Genomic DNA, 18,243 nt, shown 5'->3' with positions numbered 1-18,243 from the left:
TCAGGTGTAATCGAACGCGCGCGATTCGATGCATCTCCAATTATGCACGTACATGGGTCGCACGGGACGCTTCCAAATTCAAATATTTAAAATAATTCGTGCGGCGAAGCTGGTGGTAGCGCCAGATCGTGTAGATGACCGGGAGCACTTCGAGCGTGAGCGCGGTGCTGGTGGCGAGCCCGCCAAGCATGGGCGCCGCCACCCGCTTCATGACGTCGGCGCCCGGCCCCTCCGTCCAGAGGAGGGGCAGGAGGCTCGCGGCCATGGTGGCGATGGTCATGATCTTGGGCCGCAGCCTTCGCACGGTCCCCTCGGCGTGGGCCTCTACGATGTCTTCGCGCGTCTTCAGCCGGCCCTCGCGCAGGCGGCGGTGAAAGGCTTCGTCGATGTAAACCACCATCACCACACCGGTTTGCATGGCCAGGCCGACCGTGGAGAGCAGCCCGACCCAAACGGGCGCCGACAAGGGATACGAGAGCAAGAAGAGGGTCCAGAAGCTCCCGACCAGCGCAAACGGGACGGACACCAGCACGATGGCCGCCTCCACGGCATTTCGAAATTGGAGCCAGAGCAGCGCGAACATGGAGACGAGGACCATGGGCACGATCCACCCGAGGCGTCGCTTTCCGGCCGCCAGCAACGTGTACTGTCCCGTCCACTCGATGCGCTCGCCGGTGGCGAGGCGCACGTCGCTCCGTTCGAGCACGCGATTCACCTCCAGCTGCGCGCTCTCGACGTAACGCTCCACGTCGATCCCCGCCTCGAGGTCGACATAGACGTAGGCGACCAGCTCGCCGCGCTCGGTGCGCAGAACGGCGGGACGCGTCATGTACGACGGCCGGCCGAGCAGCGAAAGCGGGACGGGCTGACCTTCCGCGCCGGCGGTCTTTGCCGCGGGCGGCTCGCCAGGGCGCGCGGGCGGCGCCGAGGATCGCACCGTGATGGTGCGCCACTCATCGGCCGGACCATGATCGTCCTTGTGCGCTTCGGGGCCGATGCGCGCCCGCAGGCGCCGGTGCTCGTGCTCGATCTCGCCGAGGGTGCCCCCGGAGGCAAGGAGGTCGATCGTCTCTTGCAGCGCTGCGGGGGCCACGCCATGGCGCGCGAGCGCCTCGGGATCCGGCTCGAAGCCGAGCCACGTCTCGCCCCCTTGCGACTCGAAGACCGCGCTGCGCGTTCCCGGCACGTGCGACAGCACGCTTCGCAGCTCCGTCCCGAGCGCGTCGAGCCTCTGGGGATCGGGCGATACGATGCGAAGCCCCGCGGGGGTGCGCACGCCGGTGGCCAGCATATCCATGCGCGCGCGGGCAGGGGCCGTCCATGCGCTCGTCCAGCCGGGCAGGCGCGCCGCGCGATCGAGCTCCTCCACCAGCTCCGCGTAGGTGCGCGGCGTTCGCTCGGGCCACACATGGCGGAGCAGGCGGCGCACGGGCTCGGGCGCCCAGGTCGAGTACCAGCGCGTTCGTTCGAGGGTTGGCCACTCGGAGCGCGGGCGAAGGCGCACGATGGTCTCGGCCATGGCGTAGGGCGCGGGATCGGTGCCGGTGTCCGCGCGGCCCACCTTGCCGAACACGGTCTCGACCTCGGGGACCTCGCGGAGAGCCCGGTCTTGCCAGGAGAGGTGCACGGCGGCTTGCGCGGGCGGCACCCCGGGCTGCGCGGTCGGCATGTAGAGCAGATCGCCCTCGTCGATGCGCGGGAGGAACTCGCCGCCCAGCTTGGGCAGGAGCGGGATGCACGAGAGCACGGCCAACGCCGCGGTCACCAAGGTGAAGGCCGGCCGCGCCAGCGCAAATCGAACGAACGGGCGATACAGACGGACGAGGCCGCGCGTGAGCGGGTTCTCGAACTCCGGCCTCACCTTGCCGCGCAGCAGGAGCTCGCGCAGCGCGGGGGCCACCGTGAGGGTGACCACGGCGGCCGAAGCGACCACCAGGGTCTTGGTGAGCGCCAGCGGGTAGAGCAGGCGGCCGGTCTCGCCGGTGAAGGTGAAGACCGGGAGGAACGACAAGCTCGTGATCATCAAGGACGTGAGGATGGCGGGCGCGAACCTCTGCACGGCGGCCACGATCGCGAAGCGCCGCGCTTCGCGGCTCGGCGCCACCAAGGTCTCCAGCCGGCGGTGCGAGGCTTCGAGCGCCACCACCTCGGCGTCCACCGCGATGCCGAGCGCGATCCCGATGCCGCCCAAGCTCATGATCGCGGCGGGCACCCCCGCGATCCACATGCCCGCGAAGGTGAGCAGGAGCACCATGGGCAAGGTGACCAGCGGAACGAGGGCGCTTCGCCAGTGGAGCAGGAAGACGAGGATGATCACCACCACCACCGCCACCTCTTCGCCCAGCGCGGCGAGCAAGGTGTGGTGCACGCGGCTGGCCAGATCGCTCCGGTCGTACACGGTGACGAGCTGGATCTCGGTCGACACGCCGGGATCGATCATCCCGGGATCGCTGGGGCGTCGCGGAAGGTGAACGCGCTCGCGGTCGAGGGTGCGCTGAACGTCGCGCACGAGCTGACCGACGTTGGCGTCGGGCCGCGCGATGACGATGCCGGCCACCGCGCGCGATCCGCCCACGTCGGCCAGGCCCGTGGGCATATCGTCGGTGAGGTGCAGCCTGGCCACGTCGCGCACGTGGATCGGGCCGTCTTCGTCCGCGCGCACGGTGATGCCCCCGAGCTCCTCGGGGTTGGCCATGCCGCCGCCCGCGGCGAAGGCCGGCTTCAGCGCGGCCACCAGGTCGGTGAACGCCACCCCGCGCTCACGCATTTCGTTGGGCTTGAGATCGATGCGCGCCTGCTGCACGCCGCCGCCCACCGTGGCCACCTCCGCCACGCCCGGGATCGCGAGCAGCGCGGGGCGGAGCACCTCGTCTTGAAACCTTCGCATCTTGTGCAGCGAGCTGACGTGCGCCGGCGCGACCAGGGCGTACGCGAAGACCCACCCCGTGCTCGAGGCGGGCGGCCCCACTTGCACGCGAACGTCGGACGGCAGCTTGGCGCGCGCGGTCTCGGCGCGCTCGCGCACCGCGCGGTGCACCGCATCGAGGCCGGCTTTTCCGTCGAGCACGACGTCCACGTACGCCATGCCCGACATGGTCGAGCCGCGCACGGCGGTGACCCCCGGCAGATCGTGGAGCGCGTCGGTCAGCACGGAGGTGACCTTGGCCGCGACCTCGGGGGCGCCGTGGCCCATCCAATCGGCGACCACCCCAATCTGCGGATCGGACAGGTTGGGCACGACGTCGTCGGCCAGGCCGCGCCGCGCGAGCTCGCCGCCCGCCGCCACCAGGAGCGCCACCACCAGCACGAGCCACGGATGGCGCGCGCACCCGAGAACGCAGCGGGCGATCATCGGGGGACCTCGTGCATTTCGGCCATGGCGCTCTCCTTGCGCTCCGCGTCGAGAAAGAATGCCGCGCGCGCCACGACGCGGTCCTCGATGTGCAGCCCCGAGAGCACCGCCGTGAGGCCGGCCTTGCCGAACGTCTCGCCGATCGCGATGGGGCGCTTCTCCAGCACGAAGCCCTCGCCCACGAGGAGCACGTAGGGCCCCTCCGGCGCGCGCAGGACGGCCGGCGCGGGGACGGTCAGCACCTTTCGCGGCCTCGGCGAAAGCTCGATCCACCCCACGAGCCCCGGCGCACCGGCGGGCGCCTTCGACGCGCGATCGAGCTCGAAACGAACGCGCGACATGGATGGGTCCCACGGCGCAGCAGCGTCTTTCGTCCGTCGAACCGTGGCGCGCATCTTCGGCGCCGAGGAGGGGACGAACGATCCGGTTTCGTCCGGGGCGAGCGCCGCCACTTGGTCCTGGTACAAGACGGCGACGATGGCGCCGTCGGGGGTGACCCACGCGGCGCCCCGCCATTCGCTGGCGTCGGCGGGCAAGGAACGAACGCGGGCCACGTCGAAGACATCGTGGCTCCGCAGGTTCTCGTAGGCGCGCGGGTCGATGGCTCGGGCAGCGCCTTTCGCGTCCTTCGCGTTTTTCGCGTCCTTCGCGTCCGCCGAGGGCACGGGCTCGAGCGCCATCCGGCAGATGGGACAGGAGCCCTTCGCGTTGGCGGTGACCTCGGGGTGCATGGGGCAGACGTAGCGAATCGCGCCATCGCGGGCCTCCTCGTGAACGGGGTCGAGGACGGCGGCGGCGGCCACCGCGGCGACGCCGAGGAGGAGCAAGAGAACGCGAATCGCGCCAATGAGCCAGCGGGAGCTCGTGCGCATGGGCACATATTCGTCCTGGCCGGATTGATTTGCAATGAGCGTTGATTGCATGACCGAACGCATGCTCCGCGGACAAAGACTCCCACCGCGCACTTCCGAGGAGTCGAATTCGGGGTCGAGGTCGCCCCTGAAGGATTGGCGTCCCGAACGTGTTTTTATTGCTGCGTCGGCGATTCATTTGGCTTTTGACGCACACGCGCTGCGATGAAATCGTTTTTTAATAAACGTTATCGTCGTACCGACGCGCGTATGCGCGCTCCGCGCGCGAGGAGGGGAAAGCGGGAAGCGGCAAGCGGCAAGCGGGACAGACAGCAGCGCGGGCGTGAGCCCAGCGGACGTGCTTCATGGGCGCCGGGCGCAAAGTTATCGAAATGGCACCTCGCGCCGAGGAAAGAATCGATGTCAGAAATGCCCCGCCTTCCTCCCAACCATTGAAAGACGGCCCGCGAAGGCTGCCCCTCCGTGCACTTCTGCATCGAGCCTTCGCGGGCCTTCGATTTCGTCGAACCGCCGAATTTGCGGCGAAATGGCGGCGACCGCGTCGCTCAATGAGAATTATAAGAATTCTAAATTTACCTTCCGTTCGCGTCGCGGAGCAGGACCCACACGGCCCAATGCTGGACGCACATTCGACTGCAAGAAATGAATTTTCGCGTCGATTCGTTGATGATTGTTTTGGTACCGAACCAACTGTTAAGAGAGTGTTGTCGTTTTTCGTGCCGTAGCGCACCATGAAGTGCGCCGTCCCACCATTCCTTCGGTGTCGAAGGATCGTGCGCCCGCGCACCGACCCGTTTTCACGATTTCGGGGGGCCAGCAGCATCGCGCCGCCGCGTCGGGGCCCGCACGACGCGCGCGTTTTTTCGCGTTTTTCGCGAGTTCGAGCGGCAGAAAGGACTTGGACCATGAGTACGCGCCAGCTTGCGCATCTGAGTGTCCCGATCGTGATTCTCGGGGTCTGGACCGGTTGCGGGCAGGCTCTCGACGACGAGGAGCCTTCTGGAAGCATCCAGCAAAAAGCCGAGGCGGAAAAGACGGAGAGAGCGGAGAAGGCGGAGGCCGAATCGGGGCCGCCTTCGGCCGCGCAGACGCCGCTCGACCCGAACACCATTCCGAAGTTCGCGCACGAACTGCCGATTCCGGGCGAGCTCGCCCCCACCTTCGTCACCAGCGGGGGGCGCATCATCCGTCAGGAGTTCACGGTGTCCGTGGCGCAGACGTCGGTGCAAATGCTGCCCCCCGGCTTCCCCGATACGACGGTCATGGCCTACGGCGGAAACCTGAAAATTCCTGGTTCTGCGGCCACCGAGTTCGGGCGCACGGTGCCGGGGCCCGTCATGGAAAATACGCGCGGCCTGCCGACGCGCGTGTTCTGGCGCAACCAGATCACGACCAACCACTTTTTGCCCATCGACCCGACCTTGCACTGGGCCAATCCCAACTTCATCAACCCGCCCGAGCCCCCGTTCAACCCGTTCCCGCCGGGCTACTCCAAGGCCCTGAGCAACGTGCCCCTGGTCACCCACAATCACGGCCTGGTCGTTCTATCGGGGTTCGACGGCGTGGCCGAGGAGTGGTTCACCAACAGCCCGCTCGTCACGGGGCCGAGCTTCGTATCGCGCGACTACGACAAGCCCAACGAGCAGCCGGGCACGCAGCTCTTTTACCACGATCACACCATGGGCATGACCCGCATCGGCCTGTACTCGGGCCTGTTGGGCACCGGCTATTTCATCCGCGATCCGAATAGCCCGCTCGATAAATCGACGTCGCCTCTGCCGAAAGACGCCTTCGAGATCCCGCTCGTCTTCCAGGACCGCGCGTTCTTCACCGACGGAGAGCTGAACTTCCCCCGCGAGAGCGACAACCCGAGCAACGCGTACTGGAGCGCAGGCGAGGACTCCGACACCGTCTTGGTGAACGGAAAAGTGTGGCCCAATTTGAACGTTCAGCGGCGCCAATACCGCTTTCGGATGCTGGCCGGCGCCAACGCGCGCACCTTCACCCTCTCGTTCGACAACAACGGCGCCCGTGTCCCATTTACGATCATCGGGTCCGACGGCGGCTATCTCCCGAAGCCGCAGACCGTCGACGAGGTGACCATCGGCATCACCGAGCGCGCCGACGTCCTGGTCGATTTTTCCAAGTTCGCGCCCGGCACCCGCATCATCATGCGCAACTCGAACCTGCGCGAGGGCGAAGATCCCAACAACCTGGGCGTGGTCATGCGCTTTACGGTCGCCAACAGCCCGGCCGTGACGCCGCCGCCGCTCTCGGCGTCGCTCTTTCCTCCCCGGGCCACCCTCACCGCCGATGCGCCGCGCCGGATCAAGACCTTCCACAATATTTTCTCCCAGGACGGCAGCCAGATCCGCCTGGCGGACGGCATCGACTTCACACAGCCCACCACGGATTTTCCGGTCGTGGGATCGACCGAGGAGTGGAGCCTGGTCAACATCGTGGGGGGCGCCGATCATCAGGTGCACCTGCATTTGATCGAGTTCCAGGTGGTGAGCCGGCAGGACTTCGACTCCGACGCGTACCTTCGGCGCTGGCTCTTGCTCAACGGCCATCGGCCGGTGACCAGGCCCATTCCGGTCGATCCCGCGCCCTTCCTGGTCGGCCCTGCGCGCCCGCCTTTGCCGTACGAGACGGGGTGGAAGGACACGGTGCGGGTGCAGCCCGGGACGGTGGTGAAGATCCTGGCGCGCTGGGCGCCGCAGGAGACGCCGAGCGGCGGGGTGCGCCCGGGTGAGAACCAATTCCCGCTCGATCCGACGTCGGGGCCGGGCTACCTCTGGCACTGCCACGTGGTGGCCCACGAGGACCACGATATGATGCGCAAGCTGCCGCTCATCAATCTTTGGCGGAGCGGCGCGAGCTACAGCCGCGGAACGGTCATTTCGTATCAGAACGTCAACTACCGGGCGCTCGCCGATCATGTGTCGCAGTCGACCCAGCCTCCTCGGGGATCGGCGAGCTGGGAGCGGGTGAACAACAACGACGGTACGTGGCAGCCGCAAATCACGTACGCCGCCGGCGATCGGGTGCTCGACAAAGGGCAGCTCTACGTGGCCTCGCAAACGCATCAAGCGCAGTTGGACCAGACCCCGTCCCTCGAGTCCTCGCTCTGGGAGCCGCTCCCCATGACCACCTGCGGGCAGCTCGCGCGCCTCTGCCAAGGCGAGACGGATCCCGGCGCGTCCGCGTGCCACGATCTGGGCAAGGCCGGGGACGAGAACGCGTGCGGCGGGCAGTTCGAAGACTGCCTCGCGGCGTGCCACGACAACGGCGGCAGCCCGCACGAGGCGGCGTCGCCCTGTTCGGGCCTTTGCACCACGCCGCGGCGGTTCGACGTGCCAGACAACGCCAGCTTCAACTCCGGCACCCTCGGGACGCGGGAGACGTGCCACGAGACGACGTCCCAAATTGCCACCGGTACGTGCAACGGTTTGGGCCAAGGGCGACGGCTCACGGTCAACGGGGTGGCGGTGTCCTGCAACGGCAACAACTGGAGGCTGCCGACGCAGCGCAACCACGGTTATTGCATTCAGACCACGGCCCACAACAACGGGGCGGGCTCGTTCAACGCCCGCCACTGAGCGTGAAGCCCACGGTCCACGGCCTCTTCGACGAGCAGGCGCTGCGCACGCCGCGCGCGGAGGCCGTGGTCCATGGGGACTCGAGCGGGTCGTACGAGGCGCTCGATCGCCAGGCGATCGAGATCGGGGCGCGGCTTTTGCGCGCGGGCGCTCGCCCCGAGACGGTCGTCGCATTTGTACCGAACGGTCCATCTAGATGATCGCGGCGGACGATTTCGAACGTCGCGCCCGGCGCATCCTCGAGGAGAGCTTCTCATGACCCACACGACAGAGACGATCCCGCGCACCCACCACCGCGTCCTCGTGACGGGCGGGGGCGGTTACCTTGGCTCGGTGCTCGTTCGGCAGCTGCTCGAGGAAGGCCATCATGTGACGGTGCTCGACAGCTTCCTCTGGCAGCAGGCGAGCCTCCTGGACTGCTGTGCGTTCCCGCACTTCGAGGTGGTCCGAGGCGATGCGCGCGACGAGCCAATGGTCAAAACCTTGGTGCGCGCGCACGATACGATCGTCCCGCTGGCGGCGTTGGTGGGCATGCGCATTTGCGACGTCGACCCCATCGCCGCGGAGACCATCATGCGCGACGGCTTGAAGCTGCTCCTCGCGCACGCCTCGCCGTCGCAGCGGATCCTCTATCCGGCCACCAACAGCGGATACGGTGTGGGGGCGGGCGACGCGATTTGCACGGAGGAGACGCCGCTCGCCCCGGTGTCGCTGTACGGGCGGCTGAAGGTCGAGGGCGAAGCGCGGGTGCTGGAGCGCGCGAGCTCTATCTCGCTTCGTATGGCCACCTTGTTCGGCGTCTCACCCCGCATGCGCCGCGATCTGCTGGTGAACGACTATGTGTACCGTGCGGTACACGAGGGCTCCGTCCTTTTTTTCGAGGGGCAACGCCGCCGCAACCTCATTCACGTCCACGACGCGGGGCGCGCATTTCTCCACGCCATGGATCACTTCGAGACCATGAAAGGGCGCGCGTACAACGTCGGCATGGACGACGCCAACCTCACCCGGGTCCAAGTTTGCGAAGCGATCAAGCGCTGCATCCCCTCCTTCGTCTACGTGCAATCGGGGGCCGGCCACGACCCCGATATCCGGGATTGCATCGTCTCCAGCGCCCGTCTCACGGCCACGGGATTTCGCGCGCAGTATTCGCTCGACCGCGGCATCCGCGAGCTGATCAAATGCTACGCCATTCTCCCGCGCGCCCTCTATGTCAATGTGTGACGGCATGAATGTCGCCCAGACGAAGTACCTGGAGCAGTTCATCGCGGCCTATGTGCAAAGGACCCGCGCATCGCGCGCCCGCCGCGAACGAGGGTGGCCGGCCCTGGCCGATCCGCGCGCCTCGAGCGGCTTCTCACGGAGCATGCCGGCCGATGCGCGCCATTTCTGGCTGGCCACGAAGCGCCTGCGCTATTCGCTCGTGGGCGTGCGCTGCGAGGGGCCGCACGTATGGGATCTGGATGGAAATGCGTACATCGATTTCGCGCTCGGGTTTGGCGTTCATTATTTCGGGCACCGGCCTCGGTTCATCCTCGATGCGTTGACCGAGCGGCTGGCGTACGGCGCACCGATGGGCTTTCAATCGGAGGTGGCGGCCGAGAACGCCGCCGGCATCACGGATCTCACGGGCGACGAGCGCGTCGCATTTTGCAATACGGGCACCGAGGCCGTCATGATCGCGGTGCGACTCGCCCGAGCGGCCACGGGCCGAACCAAGATCGTCGTGTTCGAGGACTCGTACCATGGCTCGTACGACGATGTGGTGGGCGGGATTCATGCGACCTTGGGCGTCGCGCCGAGCCACACGGCCAGCACCCTCGTTCTCCGCTACGACGATGCGGCGAGCCTCGACGTCATCTCGGAGCACGCCGAGGCGATCGCCGCCGTCGTGGTCGAGCCGGTCCAGGCGCGGCATCTGAACGTTCAGCCGGCGGCGTTTCTGCGCGAGCTGCGCGCCCTCACGGCGTCGCGCGACATCGCGCTGATCGTCGACGATGTCATGCAGGGATTTCGAGCCCACCGCGGCGGGAGCCAGAGCTACTTCGGTGTCCGCGCGGATCTGGCCACGTACGGCAAAATCATCGGCGGTGGAATGCCCATCGGCGTGGTGGCGGGGAGAGCCGAGTACCTGGACTACATCGACGGCGGCCGCTGGCGCTTCGAGGGCTCGGATCATCCAAAGAACGACAAGATTTGGTTTGCCGGCACCTTCAACAAAAACCCCCTGACCATGGCGGCCATGCGCGCCGTGATTGGCCGGTTGAAGACGACCGGAACCTCGCTCCAGGAGGAGCAGAATCGGAGAACGGGCGCGCTGACGCATCGCCTGGCGGCCTGGCTCGAGCGCGAGTCGTTTCCCATTCGCGTGGCGCGCTATGGATCGATGTTTACGTTCGTCATGCCGCCGCTCGCCACCCTCCTCGTTCAGCACCTGCACCTGCGCGGCATCTACACGTGGGAGGGCTGGGTCTTCTTCGTCTCACCCGCCCACTCCGATGCGCATTTGCAAGCGCTCGAGGAGGCCGTGCGCGATAGCCTCTCGACCATGCGCCGAGAGGGCTATCTGCCTTAGAACAGCCTCGAACGCATCGGCGCTCCGGATCAGGCCGGCGTTTTGCGCACGACCATCAAGCGCAGCTCCGTCATGTCCTCGATCGCGTAGCGGATCCCTTCGCGCCCGAGGCCCGAGTCCTTTACGCCGCCGTACGGCATGTTGTCGACGCGAAAGGAGGGGACGTCGCCGATGATCACGCCCCCCACCTCGAGCTCGTCCCAAGCGCGGTGCGCGTGGGCCAGCGAATCGGTGAACACGCCGGCTTGCAGGCCGAAATCGCTGTCGTTCACGCGGGCGAGCGCGTCCTCGAAGCTCGTGAATTTTTCGAGGATCGCCACCGGGCCAAACGCCTCTTTGCGGTACAGATCCTGATCGCGTCCGACGTCCTCGAGCAAGGTCGCCTCGAACATCGCCCCATCCACCTTGCCGCCCGCGACGATCGTGGCGCCCGCGCGGACCGCCGCATCCATCCACCCCGAGAGCCTCTTCGACTCGGAGACCGAGATCATCGGGCCCACGAAGGTGTTCGGATCCTTGGGATCGCCCATTTTGAGCGAGCGCACCTTGGCGATCAGCTTGGAGCGCAAGGCATCGTAAACGGATTCGTGCACGAGGATGCGCTGCACGCCGATGCAGCTCTGTCCGGATTGGTAATAGGCGCCAAACGCGAGCCGTTCGACCACGTAGTCGAGCCGCGCGCCCTGATCGCGATCGACGATGGCGGCCGCGTTGCCGCCGAGCTCCAGCACGACCTTCTTCTTGCCCGCCTTGGCCTTCAAGTCCCAGCCCACCGCGGGCGAGCCGGTGAAGGACAAAAGCTTGAAGCGCTCGTCCACCGTAAACAAATCGGCGCCGTCGCGGTGCGCGGGGAGGATGGAGAAGGCGCCCTTGGGCAGATCGGTCTCCGCCAGGACCTCGCCGATGATCAAGGCGCCGATGGGGGTGCGGCTCGCGGGCTTGAGCACGAAGGGACAGCCGACCGCCAGCGCCGGCGCGACCTTGTGCGCCGCCAAGTTGAGGGGGAAGTTGAAGGGCGAGATGAACGAGCACGGGCCGATGGGCACGCGCTTGGAGAAGCCCTGGTAGCCTTTGGCCCGGGCCGAGATTTCCAAGTTGACGATTTCGCCGTCGACGCGCACCGATTCTTCGGCGGCCACGCGGAAGGTGTCGATCAGGCGCGTGACCTCGCCCTTGGAGTCGTTGATCGGCTTGCCCGCCTCGATGCACAGGGCCTCGGCCAACTCATCGAAGCGCTGGCGAAAGCGCGCGACGCAGTGCTCCAGCACGGCCTGCCTTTGGAACGGCGCCATCTCGCGAAGCGGCTTGGTCGCGGTGACCGCGGCGCCGATGGCTTGGTCGATGGCCTTGGCGTCGGCCAGCGCCACGCGGGTCGCGACCTTGCCGCTGTATTTGTCGGTGACCTCCAGATCGGTGTTGGCAAAAACCGCCTGGTTGGCCAGATAATACGGATAGGCTTCCTTCAGCATCTCGCGCTCCTCCTTCGCTTTCTTCGCGTTCTTCGCTTGCGGCTTCGCTCAGAGACGCGCAGACAGCCGCTTGATTTCGCGGTTGAGCACACGTTCGTTGTCGGAATAGTCGATGGGGACGTCGATGACGTGCACGCCCGAGGTGGAGAGGCACTCCGTCAAGAGCGGGGCGAGGCGATCGGCCGACTCCACGCGATGGCCGTGCGCGCCATAGCTCTTGGCGTATGCAACGAAATCCGGATTTTGCAAGGTCATCGCATAATCCGGAAAGTTCATGTTCTCTTGCTTCCAGCGGATCATGCCGAAGGCGTCGTCGCGCAGGATCATCACCACCAGGTCGAGCTTCAAGCGCACCGCCGTCTCCAGCTCCTGCGAGTTCATCATGAAGCCGCCATCGCCGCACACGGCGATGACCTTGCGCTGCGGGTACACGATCTTGGCGGCCATGGCCGAGGGCAGGCCGGCGCCCATGGAGGCCAGCGCGTTGTCGAGCAAAAGCGAGTTGGGCTTGTGCGCGCGGTAGTAACGGGCAAACCAGATCTTGTACATGCCGTTGTCGAGGCACACGATGCCGTCCTCGGGCGTGGCGTCGTACACATCGCGCACGATGCGCACGGGGTACATGGGGAAGCGCGGATCGTCTTGGCCCTTCTTCAGGTGCTCCTCGAGGTGCTGCTTGATCTCGGTGAAGCGCGCAAAGTCCCAGTTCGGTTTCTTGGTGAGGCGCTCTTTGATTTGCCACACGGCGTTGGCGATGTCGCCCACCACCTCGATCTGTGGAAAGTACACGGGATCGACCTGGGCCCCGAGGAAGTTGACGTGGATGACCGTCTTTTCATGGCCGTCGGCGCCGCGCATGAAGAAGGGCGGCTTTTCGATGACGTCGTGGCCGACATTGATGATGCAATCGGCGTGGTCGATGGCGCGGTGCACGAAGTCGCCGTCGGACAAGGTGGCGTTGCCCAGCCAGAGCGGGTGCGCCTCGTCGATGACGCCCTTGCCCATTTGGGTGGTGAAGAAGGGGATCCCGGTCTGGTCGACGAGCTCGTGCAGCATCTTGCACGTGGTCTTGCGGTTGCTGCCGGCGCCGATCATCAAGAGCGGGTGGCGGGCGGCCTCGATGGCGGAGACGGCGCGCGCGATGGCCTTCTCCTCGGCCACGGGGCGGCGGCTGAAGCTTCGCGGGATGGGTTTGCCGTCGCCCTCCTCGTGCGCGATGTCCTCCGGGAGCTCCAGGTGGCTGGCGCCGGGACGCTCCTCCTCGGCGCGGCGGAAGGCTTCGCGCACGGCGGCGGGGATGTTGCCAATCGAGACGATCTGGCGCGTGAGCTTGGTGAGCGGCTGCATCATGCCGACCACATCGACGATTTGAAAGTGGCCCTGCTTGCTCGTCTTGATGGGCTTTTGGCCGGTGACCATCAGCATGGGCATGCCGCCGAGCTGGGCGTAGGCGGCCGCGGTGACGAAGTTGGTGGCGCCGGGGCCGAGGGTGGAGAGGCACACGCCGGCCTTGCCGGTGAGGCGCCCGTAGGTCGCGGCCATGAAGCCGGCGGCCTGCTCGTGGCGCGTGAGGACGAGCTTGATCTTGGAGCGGCGCAGCGACTCGAGCAGATCGAGGTTCTCTTCGCCCGGGATGCCGAATACGTAGTCGACGCCCTCCGCCTCCAGCGCCTTGACGAACAAGTCGGATGCTTTCATGTGGTGCCACCCTAGCAGTTAGGGCCTTTGGGGCCAGAAAGCATGCATTCGGCGCTCAGCCGCCGGCCGATGTGTATTTGCCGATCGCATGCATCCAAATGAAGCGCGAGCCGATAGCGAAGGCGACAGCCACCCCGAACGAGAGCGTATACGTCTGCGCGGGCAGCTTGTCGAGCAGGGCCAGCGAGGGATACGTGGTCATCACCGCCAGCGGGATGACGAAGGTGAACACCAGGCGAAGCACACCGTGAAAGACGGCCGATGGCCAGCGCGCCGCGTCGAAGATGGATAGGAAGAGCGCCGAAAGATTGTCGATCTTCACCACGTAAAAGGCGCCGCTCACGGTGAGGATCCCCAACGAATACAGGATGGTCACCGAGGCCGCGAGGAGGGCGAGCGAGCCCAGGATGCCCGATACGCTGGGGCCGTGGCCAATCCTGGCGAAGGCGTAGCCAAAGAGGATCGAGGCGGTGACGACATTGATGGCGCGCCACGGCTGAAAGCGCGCGGTGCTCACCAGGAACTGCGCGTCGGCGGGCTTGAGGAGCACGAAGTCGAGGGTGCCTTTTCGGATATGCTCCACCACGACGGCGAGGCTCGGGTTGATGGCCCCCTCGAGCACGCCCGTGAGCAAGGTGAACCAGGCCACCACCAGCAGCGACTCGCCGAAGGTCCACCCGGCCACCGATTCGCGCGCCTCGAAGACGATGAAGAGCGGGACGATGGCCGTGAGCGCCCAGAATAGCTCGATGAGCCCGTCGAACACGAAGTCGAGCCGGTATTGCAGACCGAGCAAGGTCGACGTGCGGACTTGGATGCGGAGCAGGTGCAAATAGCGGCGCACGATCAGCCGCCGTACGCCGCAAAGCGCCCGATGCCGCGCCGCCATACGATCGTCACCACGGCGGCGAGGAGCGCGACCATGAGCCACTGCCGGCCCAGCAAGGAGAGCGCGGCCGCGCGATCGTGAATGCCGGTCATGAGCTCGATGGGGAGGCCGAGCTGGTAGCGGAAAGGGAGCCAATCGCCGATGGCGCGCACCGCGCGGGGAAAGAGCTCGACCGGGATGGTGTAGCCGCTGAGGACGAAGAAGAGGGCCAGCCAGATGTCCATGATCTTGACGCTGCTCTCCACGAACAGCGCCGTGCAGCCGATGGCGAAGTTGGCGAGGAGGCTGATGAGCCACGCGCCGAGCATGGAGATGGCCCAGAGCAGCCACACCACCGGATCGCGCGCGAGCGGCGGCGCGTCCACCCACGCGAGGGCCACGGCGGCCACCGGGATGGCGAGCATGCCGCGCACGGGGGCGGCGACGAGCTGCTCGATGGCGTAGGCCACCATCGGGTGCACGGGGCGAAGGAGCCGCATGGCCAAGGTGCCATCGCGCACCTCGGCGTTGATCTGCCAACAGCTCCACGATCCGGTGAGCTGGCGCACCATGAAGGCGCACAAGAAATACGTGATCAGCTCCCGCTGGCCCCATCGACCCACGGGCGCCTCCTCGGCCACGGCCAGCCAGAGGGCGAGCATGACCAGCGGCATGGTGGTGGCGAGCGTCCAGACGACCACCTCCGCGCGGTACGCGAGCGCCTCCGCAAAGGCAATGCGCGCCATGGTCGGCAGCGCGCGGAGGGTGGCGCGTGCGCGCCTTTGGAGATCTCGGGCCGCGGTCATCGGCCTTTTATAGTCCCGGATCGGCGGCGGGCGCGCGTTTGAGCGCGGGTGGCACGCTTTTAGATGTTCGTGTTACATCAATGGATGGGGCTAATGGCGCGATGCGTGCCATGGACATTCTCGAATGGAGCCACATGATCGAGCGTGTGCTTTTCGCCGGCCGCTTCGTGATCGAGAAGGAAGCAGGTCGGGGCGGAATGGGGATCGTGCATCGCGCCTTCGACGAGGTCACGGCGCGGCGCGTGGCCCTCAAGGTCCTGCACAGGACCGAGCCATCGACCTTGCGGCGGTTCGCGGTGGAGGCCGATGCGCTGGAGCGGCTCGATCATCCGGACATCGTTCGCTATGTGGCCCACGGGGTGGCCGAGGGCAATGTGCCGTACCTCGCGCTGGAGTGGATCGAGGGCGAGAGCCTGCGGGCGCACGTGACGCGCGCGGCCCAGAGGGGCGAGCGGCTCGCGGTGGCGGACGTGGTCGAGCTCGGACAAAGGCTGGCGGGCGCGTTGGAGGCGGCCCACGCGCTGGGCATCGTCCATCGCGACGTGAAGCCGAGCAACATCCTGCTCGTGGGGGGGAGCCCGAGGCGGCCCAAGCTGGTCGACTTTGGGATCGTGCGCGCGGGTTCGGTCGATCCGGCCACCACCACGGGGGCTTTGCTCGGGACGGTGGGGTACATGGCGCCCGAGCAAGCGCGCGGCGCGGAGCACCTGGACGGGCGCGCCGATCTTTTTTCGCTGGGCTGCGTGCTCTTTCGCTGCCTCGCGAACCGCGATGCCTTCGACGGTCCCAACCCGGTGTCCGCCCTCTCGATGCTGCTGATGCACAAGCCGCCGAGGCTCGCGGGGCTGCGCCCCGACGTGCCGTCCGAGCTCGACGATCTGATCGCGGGGCTGCTCGCCAAAGAGCCGGAGAAGCGGCCGGGGTCGGCGTCGCTCGTGAAGCGGGAGCTCGCGCGCATCGGGGCGCGCCTCTTGGACGAGACGCAGACGTCGAACCGGCACATCCAATGGTCGCACACGCCGAACCGTCCGCCCAAGGGCGGGGAGCGGCCGTCCAGGTCCTCCCGGCCATCGATGCCGTCGATGCCGTCGGCCGCATCGGCGCCGTCCACCTCGGCGCGCCGTCGCCCGCTGTGGCTTGGGGCCATCGGGGTGGCGGTGGTGGTCCTCGGCGCGGGCTTCGCGCTTCGTCCTTGGCGCCATACGCTGGGTTTTGCGCGCGCGGCCGGTGATGCGGGGGACACCGCGGCGGCTTCGGCGCCGGCGGCCACGAGCTTGACGGTGCTCCCTGCGTCGCCCTCGTGCAGCGCCGAGGGGGTGGCGTTCTACCAGCAAGGGATGCACGCGGTGCACGAGGGGCGATGGGATCGCGCCATCCGCATCTTCGAGGAGGCGGCGGAGGTCGATCCGCAGTGCCCGCAGATCCAGTTCCGGCGCTTGCTCACGAGCCGGGAGCAGAGCGTGCCGCTGCCCATCCGGCGCGAGCGACTCCGGGAGGCGCTGCGGCTCCGCGATGGGCTGAGCGAGCGCGATCGGCGGCTGCTCGACGCGTCCGAGATCCTCAACGGCGAGGACGCCCCGCGGCGCGAGGAGGCGGTGCGCATCGGCGACGAGCTGGTGCGGCGCTACCCCATGGACGCGGAGATCTTCTTTCTCTCGGGCGGCGAGCGCATGAACCTCGCGCGCACCCGGGAGGATCTCGAGGTGGCGCTGGAGCGGGTGCGCCGCGCCTCGGAGCTCGATCCCACGTACTCGGATGCGTGGCAGACCCAATCGCGCATCTTGGAGCAGCTCGGGCGCGACGCCGAGGCGCGGGCGGCGCTGGAGCAATGCTTGGCCATGTCGCCCGGCTCGGTGGATTGCATGACCGACCGCGTCTTTGCGCTTCGCCGCGCGGGGCAATGCACCGAGGCCGCCGCCGAAGCGCGGCGCGCGTCGTCCTGGGAGCCGGAGGAGGCGGAGATCTACCGCATCTTCGCCGAGACATTGACCGCGACCCGCGCCCCCAAGGAAGCCATCGAGCAAGTGCTGCTGCTGCGCGAGGGGCGGCTCCCCGCCGAGGTGCGGGAAGAGACCGCGCTCCTGGAGCGCGCCCAGTTGGAAGCGTGGGCCGGTCAATTCGATCGTGCGCTGGCCACGACGGCGCAGCTCGAGCAAAAGCTCGCGGGCTCCGCCGCCCGGGAGCCGCATTGGGCCGCCGCCATGCTCACCGCCGATGCGCTCATCGAGTCGGGCGATCGCGCACGGGGCGCGCGGGTGGCCGAGCAGGCCCTCTTGCGCAAGGACGCCTGGACCCCGGACAAGCTGGCCGCCGTGTCGGTGGCGCCCACCGAGGCGTGGCTCCTCGCCACCGCGCTGCGCGGAGGGCGCACGACGCAGGCCGCGTGGCTCGAGGCGACCCGCGCATGGGAGCGCGCGAACGAGCGGGAGCTCAGCACCTTCGAGCGCTGGGTGCTCTCCTGGGGCGCCAAGGTCGGCTCGCCGCAAGACGCCGCCGAGGCCATGGCCCACGCCCCCGCGGGCGAGCTTCGCGGGGGCGGGAGGCACTTTCACGTGGAGTGGGCCATCGGCTTGCCCGACGTGTACGCCGGCCGCATCTACTTGCAGGCCGGCGATGCGGCGCGCGCCGCGTCGGTCCTCGAGGCCGGCGCGCGCGCCTGCCAGGGCATGTATTACCCGTTTCTCAATGTGCGCGCGCACCTGTGGCTGGGCATGGCCAAGGAGAAGCTGGGGGACAAGGCGGCCGCGTGCCGCGCCTACGGGGTCGTGCTCGATCGATGGGGTCACGCCACGCCGCGATCCATCACGGCGCGCGAGGCCGACGAACGCAGCCGCGCGCTGGGCTGTGGCGCGAGTCATCCCCAGCCCGAGGTGCACCGCGATCGCTAGAAAGCTCGCGGCGACGATGCGCGTACGGCTCCGTACGAGCTACCCTCGCAGCATCGGATGACGCCACGACATACGGTTCGCCGCTTCTTCTTTGCGTTTGCGTTTGCGCTGCT

The 18,243-nt window shown here is 67.4% G+C and carries 11 protein-coding genes; 5 read left to right on the top strand and 6 right to left on the bottom strand.

Annotated features, from left to right (window positions below; genetic code table 11):
* Positions 1-40: 40 nt before the first annotated feature.
* Together LZC94_21940 and LZC94_21935 are read right to left on the bottom strand one after the other, a co-directional pair.
* Positions 41-3,352, bottom strand: coding sequence for an efflux RND transporter permease subunit (locus LZC94_21940; GenBank protein WXB19873.1), 3,312 nt, complete (start codon positions 3,350-3,352; stop codon positions 41-43).
* Positions 3,349-4,275: a hypothetical protein gene (locus LZC94_21935; protein WXB19872.1), complete on the bottom strand. Its 927-nt coding sequence runs from the start codon at positions 4,273-4,275 to the stop codon at positions 3,349-3,351. The genes LZC94_21940 and LZC94_21935 overlap by 4 nt, the downstream gene beginning before the upstream one ends.
* Positions 4,276-5,129: 854 nt before the next feature.
* Here LZC94_21935 and LZC94_21930 point away from each other — a divergent pair.
* The 4 genes from LZC94_21930 to LZC94_21915 are packed head-to-tail and all read left to right on the top strand — an operon-like array spanning position 5,130 to position 10,401.
* A complete protein-coding gene (locus LZC94_21930) occupies positions 5,130-7,826 on the top strand; it encodes a multicopper oxidase domain-containing protein (GenBank protein ID WXB19871.1) in 2,697 nt (898 codons plus the stop codon).
* Positions 7,827-7,828: 2 nt separating this feature from the next.
* Positions 7,829-8,026: a hypothetical protein gene (locus tag LZC94_21925; GenBank protein ID WXB19870.1), complete on the top strand. Its 198-nt coding sequence runs from the start codon at positions 7,829-7,831 to the stop codon at positions 8,024-8,026.
* 55 nt (positions 8,027-8,081) lie between these two features.
* Positions 8,082-9,050 carry an NAD(P)-dependent oxidoreductase gene (locus LZC94_21920; protein WXB19869.1) on the top strand — a complete coding sequence of 323 codons (969 nt, stop codon included), beginning with the start codon at positions 8,082-8,084 and terminating at the stop codon, positions 9,048-9,050.
* 4 nt (positions 9,051-9,054) lie between these two features.
* On the top strand, positions 9,055-10,401 hold the full coding sequence (locus LZC94_21915; GenBank protein ID WXB19868.1) for an aminotransferase class III-fold pyridoxal phosphate-dependent enzyme: 1,347 nt from the start codon (positions 9,055-9,057) through the stop codon (positions 10,399-10,401).
* A 29-nt stretch (positions 10,402-10,430) separates the two neighbouring features.
* Here the strand turns inward: LZC94_21915 and LZC94_21910 are convergent, their stop codons facing one another.
* From LZC94_21910 to LZC94_21895, 4 genes are read right to left on the bottom strand one after another with little or no spacing between them, the layout of a single operon-like run.
* Positions 10,431-11,870 carry an aldehyde dehydrogenase family protein gene (locus tag LZC94_21910; protein WXB19867.1) on the bottom strand — a complete coding sequence of 480 codons (1,440 nt, stop codon included), beginning with the start codon at positions 11,868-11,870 and terminating at the stop codon, positions 10,431-10,433.
* 48 nt (positions 11,871-11,918) lie between these two features.
* Positions 11,919-13,568 (bottom strand): acetolactate synthase large subunit, encoded by a 1,650-nt coding sequence (locus tag LZC94_21905; protein WXB19866.1) that lies wholly within the window; start codon positions 13,566-13,568, stop codon positions 11,919-11,921.
* A 55-nt stretch (positions 13,569-13,623) separates the two neighbouring features.
* Positions 13,624-14,457: an ABC-2 family transporter protein gene (locus tag LZC94_21900; GenBank protein ID WXB19865.1), complete on the bottom strand. Its 834-nt coding sequence runs from the start codon at positions 14,455-14,457 to the stop codon at positions 13,624-13,626.
* The gene (locus LZC94_21895) at positions 14,415-15,242 is read right to left on the bottom strand and encodes an ABC-2 family transporter protein (GenBank protein ID WXB19864.1); all 828 of its coding nucleotides are present in this window, start codon (positions 15,240-15,242) and stop codon (positions 14,415-14,417) included. The genes LZC94_21900 and LZC94_21895 overlap by 43 nt, the downstream gene beginning before the upstream one ends.
* 134 nt (positions 15,243-15,376) lie before the next feature.
* Between LZC94_21895 and LZC94_21890 the strand changes: the two genes are divergently transcribed.
* The gene (locus LZC94_21890) at positions 15,377-18,130 is read left to right on the top strand and encodes a serine/threonine-protein kinase (GenBank protein ID WXB19863.1); all 2,754 of its coding nucleotides are present in this window, start codon (positions 15,377-15,379) and stop codon (positions 18,128-18,130) included.
* The last annotated feature ends 113 nt before the right edge of the window (positions 18,131-18,243 follow it).

The sequence above is a fragment of the Sorangiineae bacterium MSr11954 genome (assembly GCA_037157815.1).
In the GTDB taxonomy this organism is placed as follows: Bacteria; Myxococcota_A; Polyangia; order Polyangiales; family Polyangiaceae; genus Pendulispora; species Pendulispora albinea.
This window is presented reverse-complemented; position numbering and strand designations above follow the sequence as displayed.